This is a genomic window from Bradyrhizobium sp. JR3.5 (assembly GCF_054057015.1).
In genome coordinates, this window is sequence record NZ_JBSRYV010000002.1 from 2,227,217 (window position 1) to 2,242,322 (window position 15,106).

A 15,106-nucleotide genomic window follows, 5' to 3' on the forward strand; every position below is an offset into this window, starting at 1 on the left:
ATCCGGTCGGCCCTTTCAGGAGGCCGACGCCCATCACGTATAATGAATGATGAAGTCGCTCTGCGACAAACTCGCCTTCGAGACATTGTGCAACGTGATCGTGTCTGCACTGTCGACCGTGATCAGCGTATCCGCCGAATTCGTCGGCGACGTCGTCACATTCTGATCGAACCAGCTGCTGAAGGTGCTTGTCGAGACGACCGTGGACAGGTCGATCTGGTCCTGGGCCGGCGTAAAGTTCAGGATCGTGTCGTGATTGAAGTTCGGCGCAAACACGAATTTGTCCTGATAGCCCGATCCGAAAAACACGTCCTTGTCGCTGGTGCCCGTCAGCGTCACCGGCTGAGACGGATTTTGCTGGACGTTGAAGATCAGGTTGACCGTATCGCTCGCGCCGTGGCCGTCGGTCACGGAGAGCGTGATCTTGTCGGTCGCCGGCGGGGTCTGGCCCGGGTCGTAGACAAGGCCGGGCGACCCGAGTGCGGTGTTGAGATCCGGGAGATGGCCGACCAACGCTGGCGGCGCGACGCTGCTGCCCGAACCGGGGTTGGTCGCGGCCGCCAGGGTGAAGTTCTCGTTGGCGCCGGCATCGACATCCGTGACCGTCAGGCCGGAGATCGTTTCGGTCCCGTTGGGATTGTCGGTGATGCTGATGTTGTCGGTATGGATCACCGGCGCGTCGTTGGCGCCGACGACATCGACCGTCAGCGTCGCAGTCCCGGTCGCGCCATGCGCATCGATGGTCTCGACGGTGAACGTGTCGGCATAGGTGCCCTTGGCCAGCGCGTTGATCGCGGCGGCGTCGGGAACATAGCTGTAGGTGCCGTCCGCGTTGACCGTGAGCGAGCCGTAGAGGCCAGCGATCGAGGAGTTGACCGCGACATGGTCCGAATTGAGGGCGGCATAGGTCAGAGTCGCGGTCTCGCCGTCGTCGACGTCATGGCCGTGCAGCGCGCCGGTGAGCGGGCTGAACGTGTCGTCAGCAGCGGTATCGGTGAGCGTGCCGGCGTTGACCTCGGCCAGCGTCGGCGCGTCGTTGGCGCCGTTGATCGTGATCGTCACAGGCGTGGTGATGACGCCGCCATGATGGTCGTCGATCTGGATCGTGTAGGTCAGCGTCAGCGTCTCGCCGGCGGCCAGATAGTCGAAATTCTGATCTGCGGCCGAGAATATCCAGGCCTGCGATCCGTTCACATGGCCGGTCGAATCCGTCAGCGTCCCCAGAGAAAGCCAGTTCAGGATCGTGGACTGGTCCTCGGGCAGGCCCGCGGTCGCCCCGGATTCAGCCACGCCGGTGATAGTCATGGCGTGGGTATCGCTGAGATCCACATCGGTGAACGCCACGGTGCCCGATGCGACGTCCGGCTTGGATGAACCCGTCGTGTCAGGCTGCTCGGGGATGATGGCAGTCTGCGGCGCCGACGTGACGGTTGGCACGTCATTGCTGCCGACGATCGTGATCGTCACCGGTTGGCTGATTACGCCGCCATGATGGTCGTCGATCTTGACTGTGTAGGTCAGCGTCAGCGTCTCGCCGACGGCGAGATAGTCGAAATTCTGGTCCGCGGCCGAGAAGGTCCAGGCCTGCGAACCATTCACACGGCCGGTCGCATCCGTCAGCGTCCCCAGCGACAGCCAGTTCAGGACCGTGGACTCGTCCACAGGCAGGCCCGTGGTCGTGCCGGATTCTGCGACACCGGTGATCGACACGGTATGGGTGTCGCTGAGATCGACGTCGGCAAACGCCACCACGCCTTGGGCCACGTCCGGCTTGATCGAGCCGGTCTCGCCGATCGCCTCGGGGATCGAGGTGGTCGACGGTTCCGATGTGAAGGTCGGGGTGTCGTTGGTGCCCGTGATGGTGATCGTGACGGGCTGGGTGACGACGCCGCCATGGTGGTCGTCGACCTGGATCAGGTAGGTCAGCGTCAGCTTCTCGCCGGCCGCCAGATAGTCGAAATTCTTGTCGGCGGCCGAGAACGTCCAGGCATTGGATCCGGTGACGCCGCCGGTCGTATCCTTCAGCGTGCCGAGCGAGAGCCAGCTCAGGATCGTCGCCTGATCGGGAAGCCCGGTGGTCACGCCCGTTTCGGTGACACCGGCCACGGTGATGCTGTGGGTGTCGCTGAGATCGGCATCGGTAAAGGTCACGGTCCCGGACGCGCTATCCGGATTCGCCGAACCGGTTACGCCCTCGGCCTCGGTGATGGCCGCCGCCTGGGTCGGCGAGGTGATCACCGGCTTGTCGTCGGTGCCGACGATCGTGATCGTGACGGGGACCGTGACGACGCCGCCATGATGGTCGTCGATCTGGACCGTGTAGATCAGCGTCAGCGTCTCGCCGGCGGCGAGATAATCGAAACTCTTGTCGGCGGCCGAGAACGTCCAGGAGCGCGATCCCATCACGCCGTCGGTCGAATCGGTCAGTGTGCCCAGCGACAGCCAGCTCAGCATGGTGGCCTGGTTGGGAATTCCGCCAGTGAAGCCGGTCGCGGCGACGCCGGTGATGGCGACCGTGTGCGTGTCGGTCAAATCCGCATCGGTAAACGTCACCGTGCCATGCGCCGTATCGGGCGAGGCGGAATTCGTCGTCCATGGAAGCTCGGTGATCGATCCGACCTGTGCGGCGGAGGTCACGACCGGCGTGTCGTTGGTGCCGGTGATCGTGATGGTGAAGGTCTTGAATGCGGTCTCGTTGCTCAGCGCGTAGTTGTTATCGACGCGCACCATGTAGGTCAGCGTCAGCGTTTCGCCGGCGGCGAGGAAGTCGAAGGCGCCGTCGGCAAGGCTGTAGGTCCAGGTCGCCGAGCCGATGTTGCTGTTCAGCGGATTGGGGTCGAGGAGCACCGGGACCTCGACGGCCGCGATGGCCGCCTGTTCCGCCGCCGTCAGCGACGAGGTGACGTCGTTGCCGCCGGCGTCGCGGTAGCTGAACGTGCTGAAGTTGACGATTGCGGTCGGCTTGTCGCCGAGATTGACGTCCACCCAGGTGATCTGGCCGTTCACCGTGTCGGGCAGCGCGCTGTGGGTCAGCCCCGCCTGTTCGGTGATCGCCCCATTCTGGGTCACGACATGCGGCGCCCCGCCGATGTGGTCGGACGTGGGGGCAGCGGCCTGCGATCCGGGATTGTTGGTCAACCCCAGCAGAAAGCTGATCGGCACGATGGCGTCGCCGGTCGCGAGCTTCAGGCCGATCGTGACCGGGGGACGACGCTGTCCGTGAAGTTCGTCGTGAGCTTGGTGTTGGGATTCGAATTGTCGGTGAACTTCAGCGCGAAGACATCGGAAATCAGCTTCTGCGCATCGGTCGACAGTTGCGCCGACGAGACGAAGCTGACGCTGCCCTGGCCGTTGACGATGGTCTGGGTGCCGGCCTGATCGACGGTCGCGATCGGATTGAGCGTCGTCTTGTCGAACAGGATGTAGGAGCCGGTGGTGCCGTCGGGCTCGACCAGCACCTGGAATTTGGCCGGCGGCACGCCACCCGTGCCCTGGACGTCGAAATCGATCTCGACCAGCACCGCGGTGCCGCGGATGCCCATGGTCGCGACCGGCGTATCGACCTTCATGTCGCCATGCTTGGCGGTCGCGCCGGCAACGAACGAGATCGTGCCTGAGACGAGACTCATCAGCGACGAGTTGCTCGACCCATTCGGGTCGTAGATCATCTCGTTCAGCACCATCTTGGCGTTCGGCCCGAGACCGAACACGGTGCCGTCGATGAAGGTGATGCCGAGCGTCGAGTCGCTGCCGGACTGCACCACGTCACCCTTGTTGACGTTGTCGCCCTGGTTGAGGACGACCGAGACGCCGTTGCGGATTGCGGTGGCGTTGCCCGCCAGCTTGGTGACGTGGCCGATGACCTTCGCCGGTTCCACCGCGCCGCCGGCCTGGGCATATTGGGTGTGGCCGGTGAGCGCGTTGACGAGGTCGCCGGTGAGATGCGCGCCTTCAGGCGACGCCAGGGCCGCGCGTTTCTCGCCCTTGAAGTAGTCGTGCAGGACGAGTTCCCGGTCGTCCTTCGAGATGACAAGATCGAGCCCGGTCCGCTTGAAGTCGCCGGTGAACAGCAATTGCCCGTCGTCGACGGTGATCGCGCCGAGCGGAGCGTGCGTGGAAACGCTGTCGACATGCACCGATCCACGGGCATAAGCGTCCGCGTTCGGCAAATGGCCGTCGAATTTCTCGACAAAGTTCACTGCGGATCACCGCACGAGGGTTAATATTGGTAGAATATCCGAATGATTTCGCCTGCATATCATCGGATAAAGCTTCGCGAAACCATGCTGTGGCTTCGCAAGGTGCTCTGATTGCGCGGTTTGACTGGGTGTGACTTGGCTCACTCTCAGATGAGTCGTGTAGTCCGGACTTACCAGACGGTACCATGAGATGGGATTTAAGCCAAGATGGGTACTGAGCCACGTATTCGTGGTATTGACTGGCATTTCTCTACTTGCCTTTATTTCCCCGCAGCCCCGAAAGGGCATTTGACTCCATTTTTCCGGCTAAAGCTGTGACCTGGCTTACAAATCGCAGCTATCCCGTGCGCGGACCGGCCGGGTTAACCAGAAGGCAACGATGAGGCGCTTTGCGGTGGAAAAAGGTTCGCCGGTTCGTTTCACAAACCGGTAAAGTTTTCGGGAACCGGACCAGACGCCCTTTAGCCTCCTGCCCGGTTTCCCCACATGTTAAGTCGATTCGAAGGGATCGTTGGCCATGCTCCCGGCATGAAACGATCCGGTCGCGTGCGCGGTGCAGTATCCACCCGTCGATGAGCGGACAGGGGGTGTCACATGGGTAACTCGCTTCGCTCGTTTGCGCTGCGCGCCGTCATGCTGGGCTTCGGCCTGGCCATGGCCGCGCCGATTGCCGAGCTCAACGCTGCCTCGGTGCTGTCGCCCGGCCCGGCGACCCTCCTCAGAAAATCGGCCGAGCCGTTCGGCCTCGCGACCAGCCTGCTTGCCGGCGGCGGCCTGCACGACAAATGGCTCGGCGTGCAACGTCAGCTTGCCGACGAATTGGTACAGCTCGCAGCCTGCGAGAGCGACCGCGCGGGGTGTGCATCGCCGGAGGCGCTGCGGTTCCTGGCGATCGTCGATGCCGGTCGCGCGCGCACCGGCCGCGCCCGTTTCGGCGAGATCAACCGCGCGATCAATCTGGCGATCCGCCCCGGCAGCGATCTCGCGACTTATGGCGAGCCCGACGTGTGGGCCACGCCGCTCGCCACTCTTGCCCGCGGCAGCGGCGATTGCGAGGACTATGCGATCGCGAAATTCGTGGCGCTCGGCAAGGCCGGCGTCGCGCCGGAAGATTTGCGCATCGTCGTGATGCATGACCTGCTCGGCGGCGAGGACCATGCCGTGGTCGCGGCGCGGCTCGACGGCCACTGGCTGACGCTCGACAACCGCCGCATGGCGATGATCGAGGACGCCGACATCAGGCGTTTTCGGCCGACCTTCGTGATCGACCAGAACGGCGTCAGCCGTTATGTCGATGCGCCCCCCGTCGCCGAGGCCGCGTGGCGGCCGGCGGCGGCGGTGAATTGAGCCAGGTGATCGAAACTCGCTTCCGTCATTGCGAGGAGCGAAGCGACGAAGCAATCCACATTTCCTCTCGGGAGGTATGGATTGCTTCGCTGCGCTAGCAATGACGGCCAGTTGGAATTCTGGACCGCCTCTCAGAACATCAAATTGTCCTTCACCAACACCCAGCGGCCGCCCTTGACCTGCTGCACCTGGGTGATGGTGTTGGCGAGATGATCGGTCTTGGAGAACTTGGTCGGTGGCGAACTGAAGATGTCGAGGAACTTGTCGCCTGACTCCAGCGCGTCGAGCATCTTCTGGCCGGTGAGATCCTTGCCCGCCTTCTGCGCGTAGAACGCGAAGGTCATCACCGCGTTGTAGCCGATGATCGCCTGCGTGTTGGCCTCGCTGTTGAACATCTTCTTGTAGTTGATGAGCCAGTCCTTCACCTTGCCCTTGGCCGTGTCTTCGTAGGGGATCTCGAAGCCCGACGCGGCGTAGAGGCCCTCGACGGCTTCCTTGCCGAGCGCCGGCACTTCGAGCACGTTGGTCGGCGTCGCGCCGAGGAAGGTGACGTCCCAACCGAGCTTCTTCGCCTCGTTCATCGCGCCGATGGTCTCGCGGATCACGGTGCCGAGCACGACAAGATCGCAGCCGTCGGACTTCATCTTGGCGACCTGCGCCGAGAAGTCGGAGGCGCCGCGCTTGTAGCTGGTGACCGAGGCCGGCTGCACCTTCATCGCGGCGAGCTGCTGGGTGAAGCCGTCGAGCACGTTCTTACCGTACTCGTCGTCCTGGTGCATGATGCAGGGCTTCTTGAAGTTCTTCCACTCCATCATGTATTTGATCGCGGCGCGGGTGCTCTCGACATAGGGCAGCAGGTTGTTGAACTTCAGCCGCTCCTGCGGCTTGGCGGGATCGAACTTGAAGGTGAATTCGGCGGCGGTCAGCGGGAACAGCTGCAGCACGCCGGCATCGAACAGGATGTCCTGCGCGGCGAGCACGGTCGGCGAGCCCATCGGACCGATCATCGCGAAGACCTTGTCGCGCTCGACCATCTTCTGCGAGGCCAGCACGGCCTTCTTCGGGTCGTAACCATTGTCCTCCAGGATCATCTTGATCTTGCGACCGTTGATGCCGCCGCTGGCATTGATCTCCTCAACCGCCATCTTCATGCCGTTGGACACCGGGACGCCCCAAACCTTGATCGGGCCGGACAAATCCTGATGCGTTCCGATCACGATCTCGGTCGGCGAGATGCCTTCATTGGTGACCTTGGTCTGGGCTGCGGCCGGCAGACAGGTCAGCGCCAGCGCGCTCACCGCAAGGCCCAGCGCCTTCAGCGATTTCGACATTGCAGTCTCCTCCTTACATGGCCCATGTTGAGCGAAGGGTCGGGCCTGCTCGCTCCCTCGCCGCGTCCGTCGTCGTCCGGCTACGCAACCGCCCGCGCGCCATACATGGCGTCGATCTCGGCCGCGTAGCGCTTGTTCACGAAATTGCGCTTCAGCTTCATGGTCGGCGTCAGCTCCTCGTCCTCGGGCGTGAGCTGGCGCTCGATCAGGTAGAATCTCTTGATGGTCTCGACGCGCGCGAACTTGGCGTTGACCGCCTCGACCTCGCGCTGGATCAGGTCCTGGATCTCGCGGGCACGGCACAGGCTCGCGTAGTTGGTGAAGGGGATGTCCTGATCCTGGGCGTATTTCTCGACATTCTCCTGATCGATCATGATCAGGCAGGTGAGATACGGCCGCTTGTCGCCGATCACGACCGCGTCGGACACGTAAGGCGAGAATTTGAGCTGGTTCTCGATCTCCGACGGCGTGACGTTCTTGCCGCCGGAGGTGATGATGATGTCCTTCATCCGGTCGGTGATCTTCACATAGCCTTCATTGTCGATCGCACCGACGTCGCCGGTGTGCAGCCAGCCCTTCGCGTCGATCGTCTCGGCGGTCTTCTCCGGCTGGTTGAGGTAGCCCATGAACAGGAAGTCGCCCTTGATCAGGATCTCGCCCTTCGGGCAGATCATCACCTCGCCCCAGGGCGCGGCCTTGCCCACCGAGCCGAGCTTGATGCGGTCTGCCGGCATCATGGTCGCGACGCCGCAATTCTCGGTCTGGCCGTAGACCTCGCGCATGTCGATGCCGAGCGCGAGATACCAGCGGATCAGATCCGGCGAGATCGGCGCCGCCCCGGTCAGTGCGATCCGGCAGCGGTCGAGCCCGAGCATGCGGCGGATGTTGCGGAACACCAGCCAGTAGGCCGCGCGGTTGGCGAGCCGCAGCGATAGCGGCGGCGTCTCGCCCTCCAGCCGGCACTCGGTCATCCGGTTGCCGATCGCAAGCGCCCGGGCGTACATCCAGTTCTGGAACGGGGTCGCGTCCTTCAGCGCGATGGTGATGCCGGAATAGAACTTCTCCCAGATCCTGGGCACCGCAAGGAATGCAGTCGGCTGCACCTCGCGCAGATTGTCCGGCACCGTCTCCGGGCTCTCGGCAAAATTCATCACCGAGCCCAGCGCGAGCGAGATGTAGTAGCCGCCGACCCGCTCGGCGACATGGCAGAGCGGCAGGAACACCAGCCGCTCCTCGCTGTCGGTCGAGGGATAGAGATCGTTGGCGTGGCGCATCTGGTGCGTCACGCTGCGGTTGGAATGCATCGCGCCCTTCGGCGGGCCTGTGGTGCCCGACGTATAGACCAGGATCGCGAGATCGGAGGCGGTGCGGCTGCCGGTCATTTCATCCCACAGGGCGTCGTTGCCCTGCGCATGATTGCGGCCGAGCGCGGTGAATTCGGCGAGCGACAGCACCATCGGATCGGAGAACCCGGAGAGGCCCTCCATGTCGAACACCACGATCTTTTCCAGCGTCGGACAGCGCGACCGGCAGGTCAGCACCTTGTCGAGCTGCTCCTCGTCCTCGACGAACATCACCTGCGTGCGGGAATCATTGACGAGGTATTCGACCTGCGCCGCCGAATCGGTCGGATAGATGCCGGAGGACACGCCGCCGGCGCACAGGATGCCCATGTCGGCATAGACCCATTCCGGCACCGCGTTGGCGATGATCGAGGCGACGTCGCCGGGACGGAAGCCGGTCGCATGCAGGCCGAAAGCGATGTCCCTGGAGATCTGCAGCCATTCGCGCCAGCTGGTCGGCTGCCAGATGCCGAACTTCTTCTCGCGGATCGCGGGCCTGTCGCCACGCGTTTGCACCGCGAGCAGAAAGCTCCTCGCGATCGTGTCGGCAACCGTCAGCACCGCTGGTCCTGCCATGCGCGCTCCCTCCTCTGCCGCTTGCCTCACCCGCCGGCTCGAATGCCGGTCTTGTTCGCGAAGCAGGCCCGAAATCTAGCTCCAACTCGCTCTGAGCGCCAAACCTTCCTCGGCCAACTTTAGTCGACGCCAACCTTCGTCAGCGCCGATCTGAGCTCAGCGCCACGTCTTCTTCTTTTTCCAGCGCCGCTCACCCCGCGCGCCCGCTTCCTTGGCGCCGAGGTAGAACTCCTGGATATCGGGCGAATTCAACAGCCGCTCGCAGGTGTCGTTCATGACGACGCGGCCGATCTCCAGCACATAGCCGTAATGCGCCGTCTCCAGCGCGATCTTGGCATTCTGCTCGACCAGCAGGATCGACATGCCCTGCTCCTCATTGACGCGGCGGATGATGGTGAAGATCTCCTTTACCAGGATCGGCGACAGTCCGAGCGACGGCTCATCCAGCAGCAGCAGTGTCGGCCGGTTCATCAGCGCCCGCCCGATCGCAAGCATCTGCTGCTCGCCGCCCGAAAGCTGTCCTGCCGGCTGGCCGAGCCGCTCCTTCAGCCGTGGAAAATAGCCGTAGACGCGCTCGAGGTCCTGCGCCACACCGTCGCGGTCCTTGCGCAGATAGGCGCCCATCATCAGGTTCTCGCGCACCGACAGGAACGGAAACACCTCACGTCCTTCCGGCACGTGGCTGAGGCCGAGCCGCACGATCCGGTCGGCCTCCATGCGCTGGATCGGCCTGCCCAGGAATTCGATCGAGCCCTTCTGCGGATCGAGGATGCCGGAGATCGTCTTCAAGACCGTAGTCTTGCCGGCGCCGTTGGCGCCGAGCAGCGTCACGATCCGGCCGCGCGGCACCTCGAGGCTGATGCCGCGGATCGCCATGATCGGCCCGTAATAGCTCTCGATGTTGGAGAGTTTCAGGATGATGTCTGCTGCGCTCATGGCATCATCCTCATGCGCCGAGATACGCTGCGACGACGTCGGGATGGTGCTGCACCTCGGACGGCGAGCCCATCGCCAGCACGCGACCGTAGTTCAGCGCGATGACGCGGTCGGAGACGCGGTTGACCAGCGTCATGTCGTGCTCGACCATCAGCACCGTGATGCCGAGCTCGCTCTTCATGTCGCGGATCCAGAACGACATGTCGTCGGTCTCCTCGACGTTGAGGCCGGATGACGGCTCGTCGAGCAGGATCAGCTTCGGCTCCGAGCACAGCGCCCGCGCCAGCTCGATCACCTTGCGCACCCCGTAGGGCAGCCCCGAGATCAGCTTGTCGCGGTACGGCTCGAGATCGAGAAATTCGATCACCTGCTCGACCCGGCGGCGATGTGCCTTCTCGCCGGCACGGACGCTCGGCAGGAACAAGAGCTCCTGCCAGAGCTGGGTGGTGGAATGGCGATGGCGGCCGACCAGCAGATTGCTCAGCACGGTCGCATTCTCGAACAGCTCGATGTTCTGGAAGGTCCGCGCGATGCCGAGCCTGGCAATGTCGTAGGCCGGCTCCTGCGTGATGTCCTGATCCTCGAAGAAGATCTTGCCCGAGGTCGGCGGATAGATCCGCGAGATCAGGTTGAAGATCGAGCTCTTGCCGGCGCCATTGGGTCCGATGATCGAGAGGATCTCGCCCTTCTCGACCGCGAAGCTGACGGCATCGACGGCCTTGAGGCCGCCGAAATGCAGGGACAGGTTCTCGGCGCGGAAATAGCTCATCGGTTCCGCTCCGATTTCACGTAGATCTTCTGCCGCTTGAAGGTAGCGCGCTTGTACAGCGGGAACAGCTGGAAGAAGAGCTTGATCTTGAGCCAGCGGCCATAGAGCCCCAAGGGCTCGAACAGCACGAACACCACGATGATGATGCCGTAGATCGCGCCCTTCAGCCCGTTGGCGGAGGCAAACGCCGCGACCGCATCCTGGATGTGGCCCGCGCGTTCCGTGCCGGCGCCGAACGTGGCAGCGACGCCGCTGATCACGCCGGGCATGTCGTCCTTCAGGTAGGTCAGGAACGGATCGATCATGACCAGGAAGATCGCGCCGAGCACCGCGCCATGCAGGCTGAAGGTGCCGCCGATCAGGATCACGATGATGAACTCGATCGAGAGCTGCAAAGTGAACATCTCGGGCGATATGAAGGAGAGCTTGTGGGCGAACAGCACGCCGGCAAAGCCGGTGATCGCCGCCGAGATCGCGAACGACTTCACCTTGTAGAGCGCGACGTTGATGCCCATGCTGCGCGCCGCGGTCTCGCTGTCGCGGATCGCGACGAAGGCGCGCCCGGTCGGCGAGCGCAGCAGATTGAGCGTGCCGACGATGGTCAGTACCAGCACCGCAAGACACAGATAGTAGAAGGTCGGGCCGTCGCGCGACACCGTGGTGCCGAGCAGCTGAATGGTCTTGACCCGCATGCCCTCATTGCCGTGGGTTACGCTTTCCCAGCGCGCCAGGATTTCCTCGACGATGAAGGCAAACGAGATCGTCGCGATCACGAGATAGATGCCCTGCAGGCGCAACGCCGGAAATCCGACCAGCGCGCCGACTACGCCGGTCAACAGCCCCGCCGCGAGGAAATAGACCGGGAACGGCACGTTGAATTGCTGCAGATAGGCCGCGGTGTAGGCGCCGATGGCCAGAAACGCGGCATGGCCAAGCGAGGCCTGCCCGGTGAAGCCGGTCAGGATCATCAGCCCGACGCCGACGGTCGCATAGATGCAGACGAAGACGAGCTGGCTCATCAGATAGCTTGAGAGCAGGTAGGGCGCGATCAGCAGCACCGCCAGCAGCAGGCCGTAGGAATAGATATAGCCGGAATGCGGGAACAGCCTGATGTCATCTTCGTAATCGGTCTTGAAGAGAAACCGCATGCGCTCCTCCTCAGACTTTCTTACGGACATGAAGGCCGAACAGGCCCTCGGGCTTGAGCAGCAGCACCGCGAGCAGAACGATGTAGGGCGCGACGTCCTTCCAACCCTGCGGCAGGTAGAAACCGGCCATGCTCTCGATCACGCCGATCAGCACGCCGCCGACCACCGCGCCGGGGATCGAGCCGAAGCCGCCGAGCACCGCGGCCGGAAACGCCTTCAGCCCCAGCACCAGGCCGACATTGGAATGGATGAAGGTGATCGGCGCCAGCAGCACGCCGGCGCAGGTCGCCACCGCCGCCGAGATCGCCCAGACGATCGAGACCACGCGCTTGACCGGGATGCCCATGTAATAGGCAGCCAGCATGTTCTCGGAGCTGGCGCGCATCGCGGTGCCGAGCGTGGTGCGGTTGAAGAACAGATAGAGCAGCGCGCACAGGATGATGGTCGCCGCGATCACCGACAATTTGTCATAGGCGAGCACCAGGCTGCCGATCCTCAAGACGCCCTGGCTGAACGGCGTTTCGATCTTGAAGTCGTCGGTGCCCCAGATCATGCCCGCGACCGAGCGCAGGAAATAGCCGAGCCCGATCGTCGCCATGATGATGGAGAACTGTGGATAGCCGAGGATCGGCCGTACCACCAGCCGCTCGGCCAGCATGCCGAACAGCGCCATGCAGATCACCGCACCGGCGAAGCCGACCCAGTAATTCAGCCCGAGCATGCCGATGAAGGTGAAGGCGAAAAAGCCGCCCAGCATCATCAAATCGCCTTGCGCGAAATTGACGACCTCGGTTGCCTTGTAGACCAGCACGAAGCCGAGCGCGATCAGGCCGTAAACGCAGCCGAGCGCGATGCCGCTGACGAGCTGCTGAACAAAGTCCAGCATCGTTCCCTCCCCGATGCCCGGCGATTCTTCCCGATCGCTCGTTGCATCCCGCCTTCGCGCCCTTGTGTCGGAAGCGCTGAAAGCTGCCTATGTCCGCCCCGATTGAGCCAAAAGGCCCGATCCCTGTCAACAAACCGCTGATCCGGCTGTATCATCACATTTGCGGAGATATGCCGCAGCACGGACTAATACGGATATCGCGTTCGATTTGCCCCGTGCGATTCACTGCACCGAAACGGTTTTTGTCCAAGCTTATGCAACCGACGAGCGAACTCCCGGATCGCCAACGCACCATGACCTCGGAACTGTCCGCACTCGCCGTGCGAGGGTTAACCAAGCGTTTCGACCGCCCGGCGGTCGACGCGCTCGATCTCACCGTCCGTGTCGGTGAATTCTATGCGCTGCTCGGGCCGAACGGCGCCGGCAAGACCACGACGCTGCGCATGGTGGCGGGGCTATTGCGGCCCGATGCCGGCTCGGTGTCGATCCTCGGCATCGATGCGCTGGCCGACCCGGTCTCAGCCAAGCAGATCATGGCCTGGGTGTCCGACGAGCCGATGATCTACGACAAGCTGACGCCGCTCGAATATCTCGAATTCGTCGCCGGCCTGTGGGGCATCGATCCCCGCACGTCGGAGAAGTCGGCGCGCAGTCTCCTGGTGTCGCTCGGGCTCGAGCCGCATCTCAACGCGCGCTGCGAGGGCTTCTCCAAGGGCATGCGCCAGAAGGTGGCGCTCGCCGGTGCGCTGGTGCACGATCCCCGCCTGATCATTCTCGATGAGCCGCTGACCGGCCTCGACGCGCTGTCGGCGCGTCACGTCAAGGGACTGCTGCAGGAGCGCGTCCGGGCCGGCTGCACCGTGATCATGACCACTCACATTCTCGAGGTCGCCGAGCGCATGGCCGACCGGATCGGCGTGATCGCGGCCGGCAGGCTGATCGCCGAGGGCACGCTGGCCGAGCTGCGCGAGCAGAACGGCCGCAACGACACCACCCTCGAGGACATGTTCATCGCGCTGGTCGATACCGAGGCGGCCGCCGCGTGAGCTCGACAGCCCACCTCACCTGGTTCGCCCGCCACGAATTCCGCCTGGCGTGGCGCGAATGGCTGGCGATGATGACCGGCGGCCGGCGCCGGCGCAACCGCGCCGTCATCGGCCTGCTGATCTTCGCGGCGATCCTGCATCTGCCGGCCTATGCCGTGGTCGCCCGCTATGTCGACCTGCGGTTTCCGCTCGATCCGTCCTCGCTGATCGTGCTGACCGCGACGATCTTCCTGTCCTGGGCGCTGATGCTCTCGCAGGCGATCGAGTCGGTGACGCGGGTGTTCTACGCCCGCGCCGATCTCGACCTGATCATGTCGTCGCCGGCAAAGCTCACCAACATCTTCTCGATCCGGATCGCCGCGATCGCGCTGACGGTGAGCAGCATGGCGCTCTTGCTGTCGACGCCGTTCATCGACGTGCTGGTATATCTCGGCGGTGCACGTTGGCTTGCCGGCTTCGGCGTCGTCCTTGCGATCGGGCTGTCGGCGGCGGCGGCGGCGATCGCCGTCACCGCGTTGCTGTTTCGCCTGATCGGACCGGGCCGGACGCGGCTGGTGGCACAGATCGTCTCCGCCGTCATCGGCGCCGGCTTCGTCATCGCGTTGCAAGTCGTCGCCGTGCTGTCCTACGGCACGCTGTCGCGCTTTGCCTTTCTGACCTCGGATACCGCGGCACGAATTGCCCCGGCCCTCGACAGCCTCGTCTGGTGGCCGGCGCGCGCATCGCTCGGCGATTTCGAAATCATGATGCTGCTGCTCGCCACCGCGCTCGTGCTGCTCGGCGTCGTGATGGCGGTGTTCGCGCCGCGGTTTGCCGACACCGTCGCACGCGTCGCCGCCAATCCGGCGACGGTCACGCAGGGACGGGCCCGCGCATTCCGGACCGGCTCGCGGCAACAGGCGCTGCGGCGCAAGGAATTTCTGCTGCTGCGCCGCGATCCATGGCTGCTGTCGCAGAGCCTGATGCAGATGCTCTATTTGCTGCCGCCGGCGCTGATGCTGTGGCGATCCTTCTCCGGCACGTCGACCGCGATCGTGCTGATCACGCCTGTCATCGTGATGGCCGCAGGCCAGCTCGCCGGCGGACTGGCGTGGCTGACCATCTCGGGCGAGGACGCGCCCGATCTGGTGGCGACCGCGCCGCTGCCGCCGTCGCGCGTGACCCGTGCCAAGGTCGAGGTCGTCCTGATCGCGATCGCCGCCGTCTTCGCGCCGCTGGTGGCCGCGCTGGCATTCGCCTCGCCGGGGCAGGCCGCGGTCACGGCGATCGCGATCGTCATCGCGACCGCATCCGCCGCCGCGGTCCAGCTCTGGTTCCGCGCGCAGGCCAAGCGCAGCCAGTTCCGCCGGCGCCAGACCTCCTCCCGCATCGCCACCTTCGCGGAAGCCTTCTCCTCGATCGGCTGGGCCGCAACCGCAGCGCTGGCCCTGACGATCCCGACGGCCGCGTTCGTCAGCGGCATTCTGACGCTGTTGACGCTCGCGATCGCCTGGAAGATCAGCCCGCGCCGCGCGTAGGAACCACG

Annotated in this window: 11 protein-coding genes; 3 read left to right on the plus strand and 8 right to left on the minus strand. The window is 64.1% G+C overall.

Features of this window, described 5'->3' with window-relative positions:
* Window positions 1-33 precede the first annotated feature (33 nt).
* Window positions 34-3,162: a VCBS domain-containing protein gene (locus tag ACVWW1_RS27565; protein WP_456658080.1), complete on the minus strand. Its 3,129-nt coding sequence runs from the start codon at window positions 3,160-3,162 to the stop codon at window positions 34-36.
* 23 nt (window positions 3,163-3,185) lie between these two features.
* A complete protein-coding gene (locus ACVWW1_RS27570) occupies window positions 3,186-4,199 on the minus strand; it encodes a FecR family protein (RefSeq protein ID WP_456658081.1) in 1,014 nt (337 codons plus the stop codon).
* Window positions 4,200-4,793: 594 nt separating this feature from the next.
* Between ACVWW1_RS27570 and ACVWW1_RS27575 the strand changes: the two genes are divergently transcribed.
* Window positions 4,794-5,546 carry a transglutaminase-like cysteine peptidase gene (locus ACVWW1_RS27575; protein WP_456658082.1) on the plus strand — a complete coding sequence of 251 codons (753 nt, stop codon included), beginning with the start codon at window positions 4,794-4,796 and terminating at the stop codon, window positions 5,544-5,546.
* Between the two features lie 131 nt (window positions 5,547-5,677).
* On the opposite strand, the gene ACVWW1_RS27580 is transcribed toward ACVWW1_RS27575, so the two are convergent.
* The 6 genes from ACVWW1_RS27580 to ACVWW1_RS27605 all read right to left on the minus strand — a co-directional run bounded on the left by ACVWW1_RS27580 (window position 5,678) and on the right by ACVWW1_RS27605 (window position 12,535).
* Entirely contained in the window at window positions 5,678-6,877 is a 1,200-nt protein-coding gene (locus ACVWW1_RS27580; protein ID WP_456658083.1) for an ABC transporter substrate-binding protein, read from the minus strand.
* Between the two features lie 80 nt (window positions 6,878-6,957).
* Entirely contained in the window at window positions 6,958-8,796 is a 1,839-nt protein-coding gene (locus ACVWW1_RS27585; protein ID WP_456658084.1) for an AMP-dependent synthetase/ligase, read from the minus strand.
* Between the two features lie 156 nt (window positions 8,797-8,952).
* Window positions 8,953-9,732 carry an ABC transporter ATP-binding protein gene (locus ACVWW1_RS27590; RefSeq protein ID WP_207834699.1) on the minus strand — a complete coding sequence of 260 codons (780 nt, stop codon included), beginning with the start codon at window positions 9,730-9,732 and terminating at the stop codon, window positions 8,953-8,955.
* Between the two features lie 10 nt (window positions 9,733-9,742).
* Window positions 9,743-10,501: an ABC transporter ATP-binding protein gene (locus ACVWW1_RS27595; RefSeq protein ID WP_207834698.1), complete on the minus strand. Its 759-nt coding sequence runs from the start codon at window positions 10,499-10,501 to the stop codon at window positions 9,743-9,745.
* Window positions 10,498-11,649, minus strand: coding sequence for a branched-chain amino acid ABC transporter permease (locus ACVWW1_RS27600; protein ID WP_456658085.1), 1,152 nt, complete (start codon window positions 11,647-11,649; stop codon window positions 10,498-10,500). Before ACVWW1_RS27600 ends, ACVWW1_RS27595 begins: the two co-directional genes overlap by 4 nt.
* A gap of 10 nt (window positions 11,650-11,659) precedes the next feature.
* The gene (locus ACVWW1_RS27605) at window positions 11,660-12,535 is read right to left on the minus strand and encodes a branched-chain amino acid ABC transporter permease (RefSeq protein ID WP_021080282.1); all 876 of its coding nucleotides are present in this window, start codon (window positions 12,533-12,535) and stop codon (window positions 11,660-11,662) included.
* Between the two features lie 293 nt (window positions 12,536-12,828).
* Here ACVWW1_RS27605 and ACVWW1_RS27610 point away from each other — a divergent pair, with 293 nt between their 5' ends.
* Together ACVWW1_RS27610 and ACVWW1_RS27615 are read left to right on the plus strand one after the other, a co-directional pair.
* Window positions 12,829-13,581, plus strand: a complete 753-nt coding sequence (locus ACVWW1_RS27610; protein ID WP_456658086.1) for an ABC transporter ATP-binding protein — start codon at window positions 12,829-12,831, stop codon at window positions 13,579-13,581.
* On the plus strand, window positions 13,578-15,098 hold the full coding sequence (locus tag ACVWW1_RS27615) for a permease (RefSeq protein ID WP_456658087.1): 1,521 nt from the start codon (window positions 13,578-13,580) through the stop codon (window positions 15,096-15,098). Before ACVWW1_RS27610 ends, ACVWW1_RS27615 begins: the two co-directional genes overlap by 4 nt.
* Window positions 15,099-15,106 lie beyond the last annotated feature (8 nt).

Bases quoted from the DNA above. Each gene is read 5' to 3' on its own strand.
- ACVWW1_RS27600 (WP_456658085.1), bottom strand. From the start codon at position 11,649: ATGCGGTTTCTCTTCAAGACCGATTACGAAGATGACATCAGGCTGTTC.
- ACVWW1_RS27575 (WP_456658082.1), top strand. From the start codon at position 4,794: ATGGGTAACTCGCTTCGCTCGTTTGCGCTGCGCGCCGTCATGCTGGGC.
- ACVWW1_RS27585 (WP_456658084.1), bottom strand. From the start codon at position 8,796: ATGGCAGGACCAGCGGTGCTGACGGTTGCCGACACGATCGCGAGGAGC.
- ACVWW1_RS27595 (WP_207834698.1), bottom strand. From the start codon at position 10,501: ATGAGCTATTTCCGCGCCGAGAACCTGTCCCTGCATTTCGGCGGCCTC.
- ACVWW1_RS27590 (WP_207834699.1), bottom strand. From the start codon at position 9,732: ATGAGCGCAGCAGACATCATCCTGAAACTCTCCAACATCGAGAGCTAT.
- ACVWW1_RS27605 (WP_021080282.1), bottom strand. From the start codon at position 12,535: ATGCTGGACTTTGTTCAGCAGCTCGTCAGCGGCATCGCGCTCGGCTGC.
- ACVWW1_RS27580 (WP_456658083.1), bottom strand. From the start codon at position 6,877: ATGTCGAAATCGCTGAAGGCGCTGGGCCTTGCGGTGAGCGCGCTGGCG.
- ACVWW1_RS27610 (WP_456658086.1), top strand. From the start codon at position 12,829: ATGACCTCGGAACTGTCCGCACTCGCCGTGCGAGGGTTAACCAAGCGT.